Source organism: Streptomyces sp. Wb2n-11, assembly GCF_001049855.1.
Taxonomy (GTDB): Bacteria; Actinomycetota; Actinomycetes; order Streptomycetales; family Streptomycetaceae; genus Streptomyces; species Streptomyces altiplanensis.
Genome location: NZ_CVPB01000001.1, coordinates 1,347,735 through 1,364,545 on the forward strand (window position 1 = coordinate 1,347,735; position 16,811 = coordinate 1,364,545).

Annotated in this window: 13 protein-coding genes and 1 pseudogene; 8 read left to right on the top strand and 6 right to left on the bottom strand. The window is 73.2% G+C overall.

The genetic code is table 11. The features are described from left to right. The first annotated feature begins 72 nt into the window (after positions 1 to 72). The 4 genes and pseudogenes from BN1555_RS05955 to BN1555_RS05970 all read left to right on the top strand — a co-directional run bounded on the left by BN1555_RS05955 (position 73) and on the right by BN1555_RS05970 (position 3,757). A complete protein-coding gene (locus BN1555_RS05955) occupies positions 73 to 1,056 on the top strand; it encodes a helix-turn-helix domain-containing protein (protein WP_093798406.1) in 984 nt (327 codons plus the stop codon). A 74-nt stretch (positions 1,057 to 1,130) separates the two neighbouring features. Further along, on the top strand, positions 1,131 to 1,613 hold the full coding sequence (locus BN1555_RS05960) for a DUF456 domain-containing protein (RefSeq protein WP_093798407.1): 483 nt from the start codon (positions 1,131 to 1,133) through the stop codon (positions 1,611 to 1,613). Positions 1,614 to 2,021: 408 nt separating this feature from the next. Then, a complete protein-coding gene (locus tag BN1555_RS05965) occupies positions 2,022 to 2,468 on the top strand; it encodes a MarR family winged helix-turn-helix transcriptional regulator (RefSeq protein ID WP_093798408.1) in 447 nt (148 codons plus the stop codon). Positions 2,469 to 2,510: 42 nt separating this feature from the next. Then, positions 2,511 to 3,757: pseudogene (locus tag BN1555_RS05970) on the top strand (epoxide hydrolase family protein). A gap of 207 nt (positions 3,758 to 3,964) precedes the next feature. Here BN1555_RS05970 and BN1555_RS05975 read toward each other — a convergent pair. From BN1555_RS05975 to BN1555_RS06000, 5 genes are all read right to left on the bottom strand, one after another. Continuing rightward, positions 3,965 to 5,338 (bottom strand): DNA-3-methyladenine glycosylase 2 family protein, encoded by a 1,374-nt coding sequence (locus BN1555_RS05975; protein ID WP_093803219.1) that lies wholly within the window; start codon positions 5,336 to 5,338, stop codon positions 3,965 to 3,967. Between the two features lie 167 nt (positions 5,339 to 5,505). Further along, positions 5,506 to 6,636 carry a ribosome small subunit-dependent GTPase A gene (rsgA, locus tag BN1555_RS05980; RefSeq protein WP_093798409.1) on the bottom strand — a complete coding sequence of 377 codons (1,131 nt, stop codon included), beginning with the start codon at positions 6,634 to 6,636 and terminating at the stop codon, positions 5,506 to 5,508. 257 nt (positions 6,637 to 6,893) lie between these two features. Further along, positions 6,894 to 7,616 carry a class I SAM-dependent methyltransferase gene (locus BN1555_RS05985; protein WP_093798410.1) on the bottom strand — a complete coding sequence of 241 codons (723 nt, stop codon included), beginning with the start codon at positions 7,614 to 7,616 and terminating at the stop codon, positions 6,894 to 6,896. Positions 7,617 to 7,744: 128 nt separating this feature from the next. Further along, positions 7,745 to 10,213: an ATP-binding SpoIIE family protein phosphatase gene (locus tag BN1555_RS05990; protein ID WP_093798411.1), complete on the bottom strand. Its 2,469-nt coding sequence runs from the start codon at positions 10,211 to 10,213 to the stop codon at positions 7,745 to 7,747. 591 nt (positions 10,214 to 10,804) lie between these two features. Further along, positions 10,805 to 11,851 (bottom strand): enoyl-CoA hydratase/isomerase family protein, encoded by a 1,047-nt coding sequence (locus BN1555_RS06000; protein WP_093803220.1) that lies wholly within the window; start codon positions 11,849 to 11,851, stop codon positions 10,805 to 10,807. A gap of 243 nt (positions 11,852 to 12,094) precedes the next feature. Between BN1555_RS06000 and tdh the strand changes: the two genes are divergently transcribed. The 3 genes from tdh to BN1555_RS06015 all read left to right on the top strand — a co-directional run bounded on the left by tdh (position 12,095) and on the right by BN1555_RS06015 (position 15,290). Then, positions 12,095 to 13,123 carry an L-threonine 3-dehydrogenase gene (tdh, locus tag BN1555_RS06005; protein WP_093798412.1) on the top strand — a complete coding sequence of 343 codons (1,029 nt, stop codon included), beginning with the start codon at positions 12,095 to 12,097 and terminating at the stop codon, positions 13,121 to 13,123. 62 nt (positions 13,124 to 13,185) lie between these two features. Further along, positions 13,186 to 14,367, top strand: coding sequence for a glycine C-acetyltransferase (locus BN1555_RS06010; RefSeq protein ID WP_093798413.1), 1,182 nt, complete (start codon positions 13,186 to 13,188; stop codon positions 14,365 to 14,367). Next, positions 14,364 to 15,290: a LysR family transcriptional regulator gene (locus tag BN1555_RS06015; protein WP_093798414.1), complete on the top strand. Its 927-nt coding sequence runs from the start codon at positions 14,364 to 14,366 to the stop codon at positions 15,288 to 15,290. The genes BN1555_RS06010 and BN1555_RS06015 overlap by 4 nt, the downstream gene beginning before the upstream one ends. 107 nt (positions 15,291 to 15,397) lie before the next feature. Here BN1555_RS06015 and BN1555_RS06020 read toward each other — a convergent pair whose 3' ends face one another. Next, positions 15,398 to 16,336 (bottom strand): slipin family protein, encoded by a 939-nt coding sequence (locus BN1555_RS06020; protein WP_093803221.1) that lies wholly within the window; start codon positions 16,334 to 16,336, stop codon positions 15,398 to 15,400. A 166-nt stretch (positions 16,337 to 16,502) separates the two neighbouring features. On the opposite strand from BN1555_RS06020, the gene rpmF reads away from it, so the two are divergent. Then, positions 16,503 to 16,673 carry a 50S ribosomal protein L32 gene (gene rpmF, locus BN1555_RS06025; protein WP_093798415.1) on the top strand — a complete coding sequence of 57 codons (171 nt, stop codon included), beginning with the start codon at positions 16,503 to 16,505 and terminating at the stop codon, positions 16,671 to 16,673. Positions 16,674 to 16,811: the final 138 nt, after the last annotated feature.

Here is a 16,811-nt window from a genome sequence, read left to right on the forward strand (position 1 = left end):
CCCGCCACGAGCCAGTGGGCAAGATCGGGGAGATGGTGCGGAATCGAAGCGTCCGGGGAGGGGTGCGGAGGGGTGCTGGGAGCCATTGGTCTGGACGAGGCACAGGAGTCGACGTACCGCGCGCTCGTCGCGCTCGGCGCCGCGGAGGTCCCCGATCTCGCGCACCGGCTGACGCTTCCCGAGGCGGACACGGAGCGCGCGCTGCGCCGCCTGGAGCGCCAGGGGCTCGCCGCCCGGTCGTCGGCCCGTACGGGGCGCTGGGTGGCGGCGCCGCCCGGGGTCGCGCTGGGCGCGCTGCTCACCCGGCAGCGGCACGAGCTGGAGCAGGCGGAGCTGACGGCGGCGCTGCTCACGGAGGAGTACCGGGCGGAGGCGGCCGAGCCCGCGGTGCACGATCTGGTCGAGGTGGTGACCGGGACCAGCGCCGTGGCGCACCGCTTCGTGCAGCTCCGGCTCGGTGCGGCCGAGGAGGTGTGCGCGCTGGTGACCGGGAATCCGATCGCGATCACCGGTATGGACAACGAGGCGGAGGAGCGGGCGGCGACCCGCGGCGTGACGTACCGGGTGGTGATCGAGCGCGCGGTGCTCGCGCTGCCCACCGGGATCGCCGAGGTGTCGGCGGCGCTGGGGCGCGGGGAGCAGGTCCGGGTGGTGGAGGCGGTGCCGACCAAGCTGGTCGTCGCGGACCGCACCGTCGCGATGGTGCCGCTGACGGGGCGCGGCGCGGAACCCGCGGCTCTGGTCGTGCACGCGAGCGGGCTGCTGGAGTCCCTGACCGGGCTCTTCGAGGCGGTGTGGCGGGAAGCCCTGCCGCTGCGGCTCGGGGCGGACGGGGTGGTGTCGGAGCAGGGGCTGCCGAGCCCCGACGCCACGGATCTCCAGGTGCTGTCGCTGCTGCTCGCCGGGATGACGGACGCGAGCGTCGCCAAACAGCTGGAGCTGGGCCTGCGGACGGTGCAGCGCCGGGTGAAGGGGCTGATGGAACTGGCGGGCGTGACGACCAGGCTGCAGCTCGGCTGGCATGCGTACGAACGGGGCTGGGTGGCCAGGCACTGACCGGTCGGCGGGAGTGCTCTCCCGGGCGGGCTCTCGGGCCTGCGAAGACGGCCCGGGTCCCGCACTCTGGACAGATGGGCGTGTGGCAGCTCCTTCTGGTCGGCCTCGTCATGCTGCTCGGCCTGCTCGGTGTGCTGGCGCCGGGCGTGCCGGGGCAGGCGATCGTCTGGGCGGCCGTGCTCTGGTGGGCGCTGGACGAGAAGACCAGGCTCGCCTGGGGCGTACTGATCGGCGCGACCGTGCTGCTCCTGCTCAACCAGGCGCTCAAACCGCTGCTCCCCGCCCGCCGCCACCACGAGTCGGGCGCTCCGCCGCGGACGCTCGCGGTGGGAGGGATCGCCGGGATCGCCGGGTTCTTCCTGCTGCCGGTGGTGGGCGGGATCGTGGGGTTCGTCGGAGGGATCTACGGGGTGGAGCGGGCGCGGCTCGGCAGCCACGGCGGCGGCTGGGCCTCGACCCGCATGGTCATGCGCGCCGTCGGATACCCGGTGCTCGTGGAACTGTTCGCGTCCCTGCTGGTGGTCGGTGCCTGGGTGGGCGCGGTGCTCCGGGGCTGAAGAGCGCCCGGCCGAAGGCCGGCCCGAGGTCCGTTCCCGGCCCGGCGCCCGGCCGTCCGAAGTCCTGAGCCGTTGCGCCGATGTGCCGATGTGCGGGACACGGCAGGCGCGCGGGGCCGGCGCCATGACCGCGCGCAGCGGTGCCGGGCGCGCACGCCTACGGCGCGGCCTCCGGGCGAACCCGAAGGCCGCACTGGTGGTCGACGACCCCGCGGCCCGAAGCCGTGGCCGGTGCGCGGGGTGGGCATCCGGGGCGAGTCCGGGCCGCACTGGCCGGGCCGCACTTCGGCGAGGAGCTGATCCGGGGCCCTCCACAGAAGACCCACAGCCGGGGTCCGGGCCAGGAACCGCCCGCCCGGTCATGAATTGCATAAGCAGTTTAGATAAGTCCTTGATATATTCGGGCTCATGGCAGGACACCGCAGCCCGGACTTCGACGCCGCCGAACTCAACTCGGTCGTAGAGGAGTTCACCCGCAGCAACATCCGGCTCCCGGCCCGTGACAAGCACAGTTTCACCACGCTGTCCGTCCTGCACACCCTGACCCGCGAAGGCCCCATGCGGCTGACCGCACTGACAGCGACCGAGCAGATCACCCAGCCGGCCGTCACCCAGCTCGTCACCCGCCTGGAGCGCGAGGGACTGGTGGAACGCCGTCCCGACCCGGACGACCGCCGCGCCGTTCTGGTCCGGGTGACGGACGCCGGCGCGGAGGTCGTCCACGGCCGCCGCCGAGAACGGGTCCGCCGCTTCTCCCAGCTGGCAGGTCGCCTCGCCCCCGAGGAACGGCACGCCATCGCCGCCGCCCTTCCCGCGCTGGCCCGCATGGCCGCGCTGATGGACGACCGGCCCTGACGTACGGCGGTGCCGCCCCTCCCGTACCGGAAGGAATCCACCGTGACAGACACGCCGCGCTTCCCGCTGGACCCGACGCCCGTCCATGTGCCCGACGCCGTACTGGACGACCTCAGGCGGCGCCTGGAGCTCACCCGCCTGCCCGACGACGCCGGAAACAGCGACTGGTCCTACGGCGTCGGCCGCTCGTACCTCCAGGAACTGGCCGATTACTGGCTCCACCAGTACGACTGGCGCAAGGCCGAAGCCGCCATCAACGCCTACCAGCACTACCAGGTGCGCGTGAACGGCGTACCGGTCCACTTCATGCGCAGGCCCGGGACCGGCCCCGCCCCGGTCCCGCTCATCCTCACCCACGGCTGGCCCTGGACCTTCTGGCACTGGTCCAAGGTCGTCGACCCCCTCGCCGACCCCACCGCCTTCGGGGGCGACCCCGCCGACGCCTTCGACGTCGTCGTCCCCTCCCTGCCCGGTTTCGGCTTCTCCTCCCCGCTGCCCGACCACCCGGACATGAACTTCTGGAAGGTCGCCGACCTCTGGCACACCCTCATGACCGACACCCTCGGTCACACGCGGTACGCCGCCGGCGGCTGCGACATCGGCGCCCTGGTCACCGGTCAGCTCGGCCACAAGTACGCGGACGAACTCCACGGCATCCACATCGGCTCCGGCCAGAAGCTCACCTTCTTCAACGGCGACCGCGCCTGGGACTTCAGCGGCGGCCGGCCCCTCCCCGACGGTCTGCCCGACGACGTCCACGCCCGCGTCGTCGCCCTCGACCGCCGCTTCGCCGTCCATCTGGCCGCCCACGTCATCGCCCCCAGCACGCTCGCCCACGGCCTGAGCGACTCCCCCGTCGGCCTGCTCGCCTGGCTCCTGGAGCGGTGGGTCAACTGGAGCGACAACCACGGCGACATCGAGACCGTCTTCACCAAGGACGACCTCCTCACCCACGCCACGATCTTCTGGGCCACCAACACCATCGGCACCTCGATGCGCTACTACGCCAACGCCAACCGTTACCCCTGGACCCCCGCCCATCCCGCACCCCCGCCGTCGAAGCCCCCACCGGCATCACCTTCGTCGGCTACGAGAACCCGCCCGGCGTCACCACCGCGCAACGCGTCGAGCACTGGCTCGCCGGGGACCGCGCCGACTGGTACCACCACGTCAACCTCACCGCCCACGACGGAGGCGGCCACTTCATCCCCTGGGAAGCCCCCGACGCCTGGGTCGACGACCTGCGCCGGACTTTCCGCAAGGCCAGGGCAGCGGAGGACGGCGCATGAGCGGCGTCGCCGTCGGCCGGCCGGGCTGAGCCCGGGTCCGGTACGGCTCGTCCCGCCCGAGGCGTGCGTACGGGCGGAGTGGCGGCGCACCCGGCCGCGTTGCCGCAGCCGTCCGAGCCGCACCGGCGGCGCGTTCCGCCGCGCGTGCGGTCGGGGAAGAGCCACCGAGGCCGGGGCCCGCACGGCGCCGGACGCGTGCCGGGAGCGTCACGCCGTCCAGAGGTGGCGTACCGCGTACGACCGCCAGGGCCGCCACGCGTCGGACTCCGTCCCGGAGGGGAAGCCCTCGCCCTCCGGCGCCACGTCGGGATCGCCGAGCGCCCTCATCCGGATCAGCGCGGCCGTCCGCGCGCCGACACCGGGCAGGGCGCACAGTGCCCGCTCCGCCTCGTCGCGGTCCGCTCCCGGGCCGAGGCGTACGACGCCGTCGGCGAGCGCGGCCGCCAGCCCCCGCAGCGCCGGGTCCTCGGCCCCGGCGAGGGCGGCCGGCTCGGGGAAGACGTGGGTCAGCGCGCCGCACGGCTGGTCCAGGACCTTCCCGTACGCCTCGACGAGCCCGGCCGCGGCCTCCCGGCCCACCAGCGCCCGCAGCGCGAACTCGTCGGGGTCCGCCGCGCCCGGCGAGCGCAGTCCGGGGCGGGCGGCGACCAGCGGCGCCAGCGCCGGGTCGGCGGCGAGCCGCTCGTCGACGGCGTACGGGTCGGCGTCCAGGTCGAAGAGCCTGCGCAGCCGCTGGACGGCGGTGGTGAGGTCGCGCAGGTCGGTGAGGTGGATCCGGGCCTCGAGCCAGCCGCTGTGCGGCGCCTCGTCGACGGCGGCGATGCCCGTTCCGTACGGCAGGCGCAGGGTGCGCCGGTAGGTGCGGGCACCGGGCTCGCCGAGCATCTCCTCGACGCGGGGCACCGCCTCGCCGGCGAGCAGGTCGAAGACCGCTCCGGCGGCGTACGTCCCGCGGTAGGCCAGCCGCAGCGGAATCCCTCCGGCGAGGGCGGGGCCCGCGCCGGAGGGGCCCGCGGTCCCGGTTCCGGACTCCGCGCGCAGGAGGCTGGGGGTGCGGGCGTAGATCTGGCGGATCGTGTCGTTGAACTGCCGCACGCTCGCGAAGCCGGAGGCGAACGCGATCTCCGTGACGGGCAGTCCGGTGGTCTGGAGGAGCACCCGGGCGGTGTGCGCGCGTTGCGCGCGGGCGAGCGCGACGGGCCCGGCGCCCAGTTCGCCGGTCAGCTGCCGCTGGACCTGCCGGGTGCTGTAGCCGAGCCGGCCCGCGAGGCCGGGCACACCTTCGCGGTCCACGATCCCGTCGCCGATCATCCGCATGGCGCGGCCGACGACGTCGGCGCGCGCGTTCCAGTCGGCGGAGCCCGGTACGGCGTCGGGGCGGCAGCGGCGGCAGGCCCGGAAGCCGTTGCTCTGGGCGGCGGCCGCGGTCGGGTAGAAGCGCACGTTCTTGCGCTTGGGGGTGACGGCGGGGCAGCTCGGCCGGCAGTAGATGCCGGTGGTCACGACGGCGAAGAAGAACTCCCCGTCGAAACGCGCGTCGCGGCTGCTCACCGCCTCGTACTTGCTCTCTTCGTCCCTCACGCCATCCAGTGTGCGCCGGCCCCGCAGAGCCGACTGGCGGAATTCGGACACGGCCCCGGACGGACCGGGAGTGGCCGCGAGCGGCACGGTCACTCCCGGCCCGGGACCCGGGGACTGGGGTACGGGGCAGAACCGCAGACCCCGGAACCCCGGTCCCGGCACCGCCCCTACCGCCGCCTGCCGCCGCCGCCCCGCTTGGCTTCCATGCCGGCCCGCCCCTGCGCGGTCTTCAGCCGCCACTCGCGCCCGATCTCCGCGCGCAGCCTCGCGTCGGTCTTGGCGACGATGCGCCGGTTCTCCCGCAGCAGTTTGCGGTAGCTCTCCAGCCGGCGCTCCGGCAGCGCGCCCTCCTCCAGCGCGGCCAGCACGGCGCAGCCCGGCTCCGACTCGTGCGCGCAGTCGTGGAACCGGCACTGTGCCGCCAGCTCCTCGATCTCGGAGAAGACCTGCCCGACACCCGCCTCGGCGTCCCACAGCCCCACGCCGCGCAGACCGGGCGTGTCGATGAGGACTCCGCCGCCGGGCAGGGCGAGGAGGTTGCGGGTGGTGGTGGTGTGCCGGCCCTTGCCGTCGACGTCACGGATGGCCCGGACCTCCATGACGTCGGCGCCGAGCAGCGCGTTGGCCAGCGTCGACTTCCCCGCACCGGACACCCCGAGCAGCACGCTCGTACCGCCCGACACGACCGCGGTGAGCACGTCGATGCCGTCGCCCGTGGCGGAACTGACGGGCAGCACCCGCACGCCGGGCGCGGTGGTCTCCACGTCCTCGACGAGGTACGAGAGCCCGGTGGCGTCCGGCACCAGGTCGGACTTGGTGAGGACCACCAGCGGCTGGGCGCCGGACTCCCAGGCCAGCGCCAGGAAGCGCTCGATCCGCCCGAGGTCCAGCTCGACGGCGAGCGAGACCGCGATGATCGCGTGGTCGACGTTGGCCGCGAGGATCTGCCCCTCGGACCGGGCGGACGAGGTGGACCGTACGAACGCGGTGCGGCGCGGCAGGTACGCCCGTACGAACCGGGGATCGCCGACGGGGTCGACGGCGGCCCAGTCACCGGTGCAGACGACCCGCAGCGGATCGTGCGAAGTCACATAGGTGGTGTCGCCGCGGACGACGCCGTCGGCGGTGAGGACGTCGCACCGGCCCCGGTCGACCCGTACGACACGGCCGGGCAGCAGGCCCTGCGCGGCGTACGGGGCGAACTCCGCCTCCCACCCCTCGTCCCAGCCGTAGCGGGCGAGAGGGTGCGACGGAGAGGAGACCTCGGACGACGAGGCGAAAGAGGAAGACGAAGACAAGGGGTGACCCTTCACAAGGGCGGCCCCGGCACGCGCACACAGGCGCGGGAAGAGAGGAAGGTCAGCCGGTGGCCACGGGAGTGGAATTGATGAACTTCTGGATGAGGGCAGCGCCCATCGAAGAGACAGCCATCGGTCACACCTCCCGGATCACACACCACTGGCATACGGCGGCCACCGGCCACCGCGAGGAACGGTCACACCTTAGCCCGGCCCCCCGGAACCGCGCCAAGCGTTTTCGACGGCCTGACGACGGCTCAGCCGGTGCGGCCCACTATCAGCCACTGCGCGGGCAGGTCTATGCGGGTGCCGTCCGCCCGGAACTCCGTCTGGGCGAGGGCGGTACGGCCGGCCGCCAGGACGGTGAGCCCCGACGCACGCAGGAGATCCGGTACTTCGCGGTCCTCGGACCCGGCCGGTTTCAGCCCGTGTGCGAAGACCCGCGCCAGCTTCGGCGGCGGTCCGCCGGGCTCCCGCATGAGCTCCCGCAGCACGGTCTTCGCCTCGGCGGTCAGCTCCGCCACGAAGGCACGTCCCCGCTCCCCCACCAGCTCCGCGACCGCCGCCGCGATCAGTGGCCGGTCCGGCGGATCGCTCTGGTGGATGACGGCACGCAGGTAGACGTTGCTGTCGCCGAGCCGCTGGTGCAGCTCCCGCACGGCCGCCGTGTCGGTGGCGTTGAGCTGCCTGAACTCCACCGTGCCCGCGGAGTCCGCCCGTCGCGCGCGGGCTATCCCCGCGTGTGAGACGTCTATGCCCACGGCGCGGGGGAAGTGGCGTGCCAGGTAGCGGGTCTGCGTACCGTTCCCGCATCCGAGGTCGACCACGGGTAACGCCGGGTCGGCGTGCGGCGCGAACAGTTCCAGGTGGGGTGCGGCGGTCAGCGACGGATCGCTGTCCCAGATCGCTTCGCCGGGCACGTCCGGGGTGTCGCCCCAGTAGCTTTCCCATGCGTGTACGTAACGGTCGGTCAGGGTCATCGGATGCTCCCGGTGCGGATGGACGGACGGACGACGGATCGGAGGGCACGGTGGTGTCACCCGGCCCTGCTGCCCTTCGCCGCCCGGTTCCTACCCCGGCAGCGCCGTCCGGACCCTCCGGCCGGACGTCATCCGCTTCCCGTCCGGGAGCTTCCCGTCCCGGAGCGCGCTCCCGGCGGCAGTTCCTGCTCGAACCAGACCACCTTGCCCGCCCCTGAGTGGCTCGCTCCCCACCGGTGGGCGAGCCGGCTCACCAGCCGGAGACCGCGCCCGCACTCCTCCTCCGGCCCCGCCTCCCGCAGCACGGGCAGCGTGTGGTCCGCGTCCGACACCTCGCACAGCAGGGTGTCCGCGCGCACCAGACGCAGTTCCACGGGCCGCCCGCCCGCGTGCCGTACCGCGTTGGTGACGACCTCGCTCACCAGCAGCCGGGTGGTGTCGGCCAGCTCCGGCAGCCCCCAGCGCTCCAGTTGACCGTCCACCAGCCGCCGGGCCCGGCGCACGTCGGCCGTCGCGGGCTCCAGCTGCCACACCGCCATGTCCTCGGGCGGCATGCCGTTCAGCCGGGCCATCAGCAGCGCGATGTCGTCCTTGCGCCCGCCGGACTCCCCGGCCGTCGACACGGCCAGCGTCCGGATGATCGTGTCGCACGCCGCGTCCATGGAGGCGGCCGGGTGCGCCGCCGACTCGCACAACGCCGCCAGGCCGGTTCCGATGTCCTCGCCGCGCTCCTCGACCAGCCCGTCCGTGCACAGCACCAGCCGGTCGCCCGGTGACACAGGCACCCGTGCGGTGCCGAACGCCACACCTCCGAGGCCGATCAGCGCGCCACCGGGCACGTCGATCAGCTCCGAGCGGCCGGTCTCGGCCCGTACGAGCACGGGAGGCAGATGCCCGGCGCTGGAGATCAGCAGCTCGCCGGCGACCGGGTCGTAGACGGCGTACAGGCAGGTGGCGAGGTAGTGGTCGCCGAGCCGGTGCGCCAGATCGTCGAGGTTGCGCAGCAGCCGCGCCGGCGGGATGTCCAGGGCGGCCATGGTGTGCACGGCGGTGCGCAGCTGGCCCATCATGGCGGCCGCGTTCAGCCCGTGCCCCATCACGTCCCCGACGACCAGCGCCGTACGGGAACCGGGAAGCCGGACGGCGTCGAACCAGTCGCCGCCGACCCGGCCCAGCGCGGTGCCCGGCAGGTAGCGGGTGGCGAGGTCGCAGCCGGCCATGCGGGGGGCGACCTTCGGGAGCATGCTCTCCTGCAGCGTCTCGGCGACCTGCTGCTGGTAGGTGTACATGCGGGCGTTGTCCAGGACGAGTCCGGCCCGGGCGGCGAGCTCGGCGCCGGTCCTGCGGTCCATGTCGGTGAACGGCTCGCGGCCCGGGCGGCGCATCAGCACCATGAAGCCGAGCACCACCGTGCGCGCCACGAGCGGTACGACCAGCAGTGACCGGCCGCCGATCAGGGGGCGCAGGTCCCGCTTCTCGAACCGGGCGGAGATGCGTTCGCTCAGGTCGTTCCCGATGTGCGGGAGGAGCACGGGCTCCCCCGTCACCATGCACTGGAAGAACGGGGTGTCCTCGGGAAAGGTCAGCTCCTCCCCGACGGGGACGGTGTCGTCCCAGCGGCCCGGCTCGTCGTTGTGCTCCACCCATACCCGGCGCCAGTCGGTGGTCACGTCCGGCGGTCCGTCCGGGAACTCCTCGCCGTCGAGGACCCGCACCCGCAGGTGGGTGCCCGCGAAGTCCGCGAAGCGGGGTACGGCGGCACTGGTGACCTCACGGATCGTGCGGGCCAGGTCGAGCGAGCTGCCGATGCGGCCGCTCACCTCGTTGAGGAACTCCAGCCGCTCGCGCACCGCGGCGTATTCGAGGTCCTGGTCCGGGCCGACGTCCTGGACCGTACCCGTGGGCGGCCTTTCGGCGGCCGTGGGACCGCCGCCCGCCGTGGCGGTGCGTGCCCGGCGCTCACCGCGCTTCGGTACGCCCCAGTCGGGTGTGACCGGGACCCGCTCGTGCGTACTGATCTCCAGTACCGGATAACCCAGTTCGAGCATCTGCGACACGATCCGGCCGGCCGTGGCCGGACCCATCTGGGGGAGGATGTCGGGCAGCCGGTCGGCGAGCCGGTCCGCCCCCGGGAATTCGGTGTGCAGCGCGAAACCGGGGACGACACGCTCGTGCGGATCCCCGTCGCCGCCCAGCGGGGAGGCGTCGGCGGCCAGTACCAGCAGCCGCTCGGGCCCCGGTACGGCCAACGGGTACGCCCACCACAGCACGTCCAGAGAACCGGAACCGGTGTCCCGGTCGGAGCCGCCCGTCCGCGCGCACTTGGCACGCCCGGACGTGAGGTGGCCGGCGAGACCGCCACCGGGCGGCCTGCCGGCCCCCGGAACTAAGCCGTCGTACTCGTAGGAAGAGGTCAGGGCCCCGAAGACGGGCAGCAGGTCGGCGGCGGGGGCGCCCACGGCATCCTCCCTGCGGGGGCCGAAGAGCCGCTGCGCGCCGGAACTCCAGTGCGAGACGAGGCCGTCGCCGTCCACCACAGCGACGGCGAGCGGGATCCGGCCGGACACGGCACGCTGTCGCGGAACCACACCTTCCATGGTTTGCGTACCCTCCCGGCGGCAAGATCTCCGACAACGTCATCACGGTACGCCGGGCGGCGGACGGCACGTAGGCCAGGGCGGGAAATGCCTCCATCGGGTTCCGGAACGCCCGGAGTTGCCGGAGATCCGCGCTCCTGCCCGTGGCCCGCCGGGGGCGGGGTGGGAGGGCGGCGGGTGCCGCCGGAGCCGGGGTGCCACCGGCGATGCCGCGTCCGGCACGTGCTGGGGAGGGAAGACGCCGGACCCGGTGCCCGGCACGGGCTCGCGACGAGCCGGTCGAAGCCGGTCGGTACGAGCGCCGGTACAGCGGGGAGTTCGCACGTGCGAGGCCGCGGGGGGGCCGGGACACGGCCGTACAGACCGGGGCGGAGGAGCCCCCCGGCGTCGAGGACGAACAGGAAGACGTGCCGGCAGCGTTCGCCGTCGACGGCCTCCGAGCCGGTGTTGCCGTACGTTCCGCCGACCAGCGGGGCCGGCGCACGAGTGGCGCATCCGTCCGGAACACGGACACCGCAGCACCCGCCCGGCGCACGCCCTGCGGGCGTGACCGCGGGCCGGCCGGCCCGCCGCCGCCCGGACGCGCGCGGATTACGTACGGTCCCCCTCCTCCCCGAATTCCTTCCCGAGCGGGGCGAAGAAGCGGGCCACGTCTTCGGCCGTGACCTCCGCGAGGCCGGGCGGCAACCAGCGCGGGGCGCGGTCCTTGTCGATCACCTGGGCCCGGATGCCCTCGACCAGGTCGGGCGAGGACAGCGCCGCGCACGAGACGCGGTACTCCTGCTCCAGGACCTGCTCCAGCGTGGTGAGTTCCCCTGCCCTGCGCATCGCGGCCAGGGTGACCTTGAGCGCGACCGGAGACTTGGCGAGGATCGCCCCGGCGGTCTCCTTGGCCGCCGGTTCACCGCAGGTCAGGAGCCGCTCCACGATCTCCTCGACCGTGCCGGCCGCGTAGCAGTGGTCGATCCAGTCGCGGTGCGCTGCCAGTTCGGCCTCCGGCGCGTGGCGGGCGTACTTCGGCAGCGCGTCCCGCGCCGGGTCCGTCGCGAGGTCCGCGAGGAGGGCCGGCAGCCGCTCCGCCGGTACGAAGTGGTCGGCGAGCCCGCACAGCAACGCGTCCCCCGCGCCCACCGCCGCCCCGGTGAGCGCCAGGTGCGTACCGAGCAGACCGGGGGCCCGCGACAGCAGCCAGGTGCCGCCGACGTCCGGCACGAAGCCGATGCCGGTCTCGGGCATGGCCACCCGGGAGCGTTCCGTGACGACGCGGACGCTGCCGTGGGCGGAGACCCCGACGCCGCCGCCCATCACGATGCCGTCCATGATCGCGACGTACGGCTTGGGGAAGCGGGCGATGTACGCGTTGAGCCGGTACTCGTCGCGCCAGAACGCCGCCGAGGCGCCGCCGCCGGTACGGGCGTCCTCGTAGATCGACCGGATGTCCCCGCCCGCGCACAGGCCGCGCTCCCCCGCCCCGGTGATCACCACGGTCGCGACCTCCGGGTCCCGCTCCCAGGCCGCGAGGGCCCCGGCGATCCGGTTCACCATGGCGTGGTTCAGGGCGTTGATGGCCCCGGGGCGGTTGAGCGTGAGGTACCCGGCGTGCCCTTCCGTGCGCAGGAGTACGGGGTCGTCGGTCACGGTCATCGGGGTTCCTTCCTGGGATGGCGGGACCCGGGGGTCACGGACGGTCTTTTCTATACCCCGGCGGTTCCGGTCCGCCGGGCGGGCGGGTGACCGCCCATTCGGTGGGTTCGGCCCGCCCGCGTGAAGCTGCGCTGTTGGCCCGGTTAAGAAATCCTCGATGGACCGCGGGGGCCGCGGGACGTCAGATTGGTACGCGTTCACGATCGCCTCGCACCCGTCCCGCCTGGAGCCGCAGCCATGAAGGCACTTGTCAAGCAGTACGCCGAGCCCGGGCTGTGGCTCATGGACGTGCCGGAGCCGGAGACGGGCCCCGGTGATGTGCTGATCAAGGTGCTCCGTACCGGCATCTGCGGCACGGACCTGCACATCAGGTCCTGGGACGGCTGGGCCCGGCAGGCCGTCTCCACCCCGCTCGTCCTCGGCCACGAGTTCGTGGGCGAAGTCGCGGCCGTCGGCTCCGACGTCGCGGACATCGCGGTCGGCGACCTGGTGAGCGGCGAGGGACACCTGGTCTGCGGGAAGTGCCGCAACTGCCTCGCCGGCCGTCGGCACCTGTGCCGCTCCACCGTCGGGCTCGGTGTCGGACGCGACGGCGCCTTCGCCGAGTACGTCGCCCTGCCCGCGTCCAACGTGTGGGTGCACCGCACGAAGGTGGACCTGGACGTGGCCGCGATCTTCGACCCGTTCGGCAATGCCGTGCACACCGCGCTCTCGTTCCCGCTGGTCGGCGAGGACGTACTGATCACCGGCGCGGGCCCGATCGGCATCATGGCGGCGGCCGTCGCCCGGCACGCCGGTGCGCGCAACGTCGTGATCACCGATGTCAGCGAGCCCCGCCTGGAGATCGCCCGCAAGGCCGGTGCGACGCTCGCGCTCAATGTCGCGCAGTCGGACATCGCCGACGCGCAGCGGCAGCTGGGCCTCAGGGAGGGCTTCGACATCGGCCTGGAGATGTCGGGCCGGCCCGAGGCGATGCGCGACATGGTCGCCAACATGACGCACGGCGGGCGGATCGCGATGCTCGGCCTGCCGGCCGAGGAGTTCGCCGTCGACTGGTCGAAGATCGTCACGTCGATGATCACCGTCAAGGGGATCTACGGCCGTGAGATGTACGAGACGTGGTACGCCATGACGGTGCTGCTGGAGGGCGGCCTGGACCTCAGCCCCGTCATCACGGGCAGCTACGCCCACCAGGACTTCGACGCGGCCTTCGACGAGGCGGCGACGGCCCGCAGCGGCAAGATCATCCTCGACTGGACGACGTAACCCCTGGCGGGGCCTTCCCCCTGCCCGCCCACCACCCCACTCACCGCCAGGAGAGCCACCCCATGTACACCTCCGTCCGCGACGACCTCCGCACCACCCTCGACGAGATCCGCGCCGCCGGCCTCCACAAGCCCGAGCGCGTCATCGCCACTCCCCAGAGCGCCTCCGTCTCCGTCCCCTCCGGCGAGGTGCTCAACTTCTGCGCCAACAACTACCTCGGTCTCGCCGACCACCCCGAGGTCGTCGCCGCCGCCAAGGACGCCCTCGACCGCTGGGGCTACGGCATGGCGTCCGTACGCTTCATCTGCGGCACCCAGGAGATCCACAAGGAGCTGGAGCAGCGCCTCTCCGCCTTCCTGGGCCAGGAGGACACGATCCTCTACTCCTCCTGCTTCGACGCCAACGGCGGCGTCTTCGAGACCCTCCTCGGCCCCGAGGACGCGGTCATCTCCGACGCCCTCAACCACGCGTCGATCATCGACGGCATCCGCCTGTCCAAGGCCCGCCGCCACCGCTACGCCAACCGCGACCTCGCCGACCTGGAGCAGCAGCTCAAGAGCGCTCAGGACGCCCGCCGCCGCCTGATCGTCACCGACGGCGTCTTCTCGATGGACGGTTACGTCGCCCCGCTCGCCGAGATCTGCGACCTGGCCGACCGCTACGACGCCATGGTCATGGTCGACGACTCGCACGCCGTCGGCTTCGTCGGCCCCGACGGCCGCGGCACCCCCGAACTGCACGGCGTGATGGACCGCGTCGACATCATCACCGGCACCCTCGGCAAGGCGCTCGGCGGCGCGTCCGGCGGCTACGTCGCGGCCCGCGCCGAGATCGTGGAGCTGCTGCGCCAGCGTTCGCGCCCGTACCTCTTCTCCAACTCCCTCGCCCCGGTGATCGCCGCCGCGTCGGTCAAGGTCCTCGACCTGCTGGAGTCGGCGGGCGAGCTGCGCGAGCACCTCGCCGCCAACACCAAGCTCTTCCGTACGAAGATGACCGAGGCCGGCTTCGAGATCCTGCCCGGCGACCACGCCATCGCGCCCGTCATGATCGGCGACGCGGCGGAAGCGGGCCGGATGGCCGAGCTGCTGCTGGAGCGCGGGGTGTACGTGATCGGCTTCTCGTACCCCGTCGTCCCGATGGGCGCGGCCCGCATCCGGGTCCAGCTCTCGGCCGCGCACTCCACCGCCGACGTCGAGCGGGCCGTGGCCGCCTTCGTCGACGCGCGGGCGACAATGGCGGGGTGATCGACCCCAGACGACTGCGCATCCTGCGGGCCGTGGCGGACCACCGGACGGTGACCGCCGCAGCCGCCGCGCTGTATCTGACCCCCTCCGCCGTGTCCCAGCAGCTCGCCGCACTGGAGCAGGAGACCGGCCACACCCTGCTGACCCGCAGCGGCAGGGGCGTACGACTGACGGCGGCCGGCGACATCCTGCTGGCCCACACCCATGCCGTACTGGCGCAGCTGGAGCGGGCCGAGGCCGAGCTCGCGGCGTACGCGGGCGGGGCGGCCGGCGAGGTGCGGGTGGTGGGGTTCGCGACGGGGATCGCGGAGGTGCTCGCCCCGGCGATCGGCCGTCTCGCGGACCGCCACCCGGACGTTCGCGTACGGGTGCGGGACGCCGAGGGCGACGAGAGCCTGGCGCTGGTGCTGGACGGGGAGGTGGACGTAGCCCTGGCCGTCGAGTACCGGGGCGCACCGCACGAGGACGACCGGCGCCTCGCGCGCGTGCCGCTCTACGCGGAGCCCTTCGACGCCGTACTGCACGCTTCGCATCCACTGGGCCAGGCCCCCACGGTCTCGCTCGCGGAGCTGGCCGACAGCGACTGGATCGGCCCGTATCCCGGCAACCCCTGCCACGACGTGATGCTGCTGGCCTGCGAACTCGCCGGCTTCCAGCCGCGCCTCGTGCACTCCTCGGACGACTTCCGCGCGGTGGTGGCGCTGGCGGGCGCGGGGGCGGGGGTGGCGCTGGTACCGCGTTCGGCGCTGCGCGGGATGGAGCTGAAGGACACGGTGGTACGCCCGGTCTCGGGGCCGGCGGCGACCCGCCGCGTGTTCGCCGCGGTGCGGCGGGGGGCGGAGCACCACCCTCTGATCAGGCCGGTCCTGGACGCCCTTGCCGCGTCGGCGGCCGGCCTCTCCACCATCTCCGCCACGGCCTGACGTCCGACGCCTCCCTTTCGCCGGGCTCCGGACACCCGGCTCCGGGCTCCGGGCTCCGGCGATCGGGGACACGTCCGGAGGGCGCCCGGGGCCGGGGTGAAGCCCGGCTAGCCGGCGACCGCGGGCGGCCGCTCGGACAGGCCCGGCACCTCGTCCGCGAGCGGCAGCCGGGTCTCACGCTGCGCCTGGGGCTCGCGCTGCACCTCGTGCTCGCGCTCGGCGGGCCGGGTCCGGGGCTGCGTCTCGTCACGCGGCCGTCCCTGCTGCGACGGCGACGGCTCCCGCTGCTGCGCCGCCCGCTCCAAGAACCGGAGCAGCTCCACCGGGAAGGGCAGCACCAGCGTCGAGTTCTTCTCGGCCGCGACCGCCACCACGGTCTGCAGTAGCCGCAACTGCAGCGCCGCCGGCTGCTCGGACATGACCCCCGCCGCCTCCGACAGCTTCTTCGAAGCCTGGAGCTCCGCGTCCGCGTTGATGACCCGCGCCCGCCGCTCCCGGTCCGCCTCCGCCTGCCGGGCCATCGAGCGCTTCATCGTCTCCGGCAGCGAGACGTCCTTGATCTCCACCCGGTCGATCGACACGCCCCACCCGACCGCCGGGCTGTCGAGCATCAGCTCCAGGCCCTGGTTGAGCTTCTCCCGGTTCGACAGCAGATCGTCCAGTTCGCTCTTGCCGATGATCGACCGCAGCGAGGTCTGCGCCATCTGCGAGACCGCGAACCGGTAGTCCTCCACCCTCACGACGGCCTCGGCGGCGTCCACCACCTTGAAGTAGATCACCGCGTCCACCCGGACCGTGACGTTGTCCCTGGTGATGCCGTCCTGCGCGGGCACCGGCAGGGTCACGATCTGCATGTTCACCTTGTGCATCCGGTCCACGCCAGGAATGATCATGGTGAAGCCGGGCCCGCGGACGTTCCCCCGGAGCCGTCCCAGGCGGAAGACCACACCCCGCTCGTACTGCCGCACCACTCTGGCCGCCGCCATCGTGTAGAGCGCACCGGCAGACAGCACCGCCGCCCCCGCCATCACAAGCTCATCGAGCATCACGACCCCCATGGGTCCGACCCGCGTCGCATCTTGTTGTCACGATACGCCCGGATTTGCACGCCGGTCGAGCCCCCGCAACCAGAGCCACAATTGAACATGGGATCCATTTGCATATAGCGTTCGGTGGCCGCGACCCCGACCCCGTTCACCCCAGGAGGTACCCATGGCCGTACCCAAGCGGAAGATGTCCCGCAGCAACACTCGTCACCGGCGCGCCCAGTGGAAGGCCACCACGCCGCAGCTCGTCCCCGTCACCGTCGACGGCTCGGTGTACCGCGTGCCGCAGCGGCTGGCCAAGGCGTACGCGCGCGGGCTCCTGCGCCCCGAGGGCTGACCGGCGGACGATCCGCTCCCCGCCCGGGACACCTACGGGACCGGCGGCGCCGCCGGAAGCGTGACCCCGAAGCGGCAGCCGCCCTTCACGTTCCGTACGCCGGCCCGTCCCGCACGGGCCTCGCCGATCAGGCCGTGG

What these genes read in the sequence shown, in the direction of transcription:
- BN1555_RS06020 (WP_093803221.1), bottom strand. Translation starts at nt 16,336, where the DNA reads ATGCTCGATGAGCTTGTGATGGCGGGGGCGGCGGTGCTGTCTGCCGGT.
- BN1555_RS05985 (WP_093798410.1), bottom strand. Translation starts at nt 7,616, where the DNA reads ATGACCCTGACCGACCGTTACGTACACGCATGGGAAAGCTACTGGGGC.
- BN1555_RS06010 (WP_093798413.1), top strand. Translation starts at nt 13,186, where the DNA reads ATGTACACCTCCGTCCGCGACGACCTCCGCACCACCCTCGACGAGATC.
- BN1555_RS05960 (WP_093798407.1), top strand. Translation starts at nt 1,131, where the DNA reads ATGGGCGTGTGGCAGCTCCTTCTGGTCGGCCTCGTCATGCTGCTCGGC.
- rpmF (WP_093798415.1), top strand. Translation starts at nt 16,503, where the DNA reads ATGGCCGTACCCAAGCGGAAGATGTCCCGCAGCAACACTCGTCACCGG.
- BN1555_RS05965 (WP_093798408.1), top strand. Translation starts at nt 2,022, where the DNA reads ATGGCAGGACACCGCAGCCCGGACTTCGACGCCGCCGAACTCAACTCG.
- tdh (WP_093798412.1), top strand. Translation starts at nt 12,095, where the DNA reads ATGAAGGCACTTGTCAAGCAGTACGCCGAGCCCGGGCTGTGGCTCATG.
- BN1555_RS05990 (WP_093798411.1), bottom strand. Translation starts at nt 10,213, where the DNA reads ATGGAAGGTGTGGTTCCGCGACAGCGTGCCGTGTCCGGCCGGATCCCG.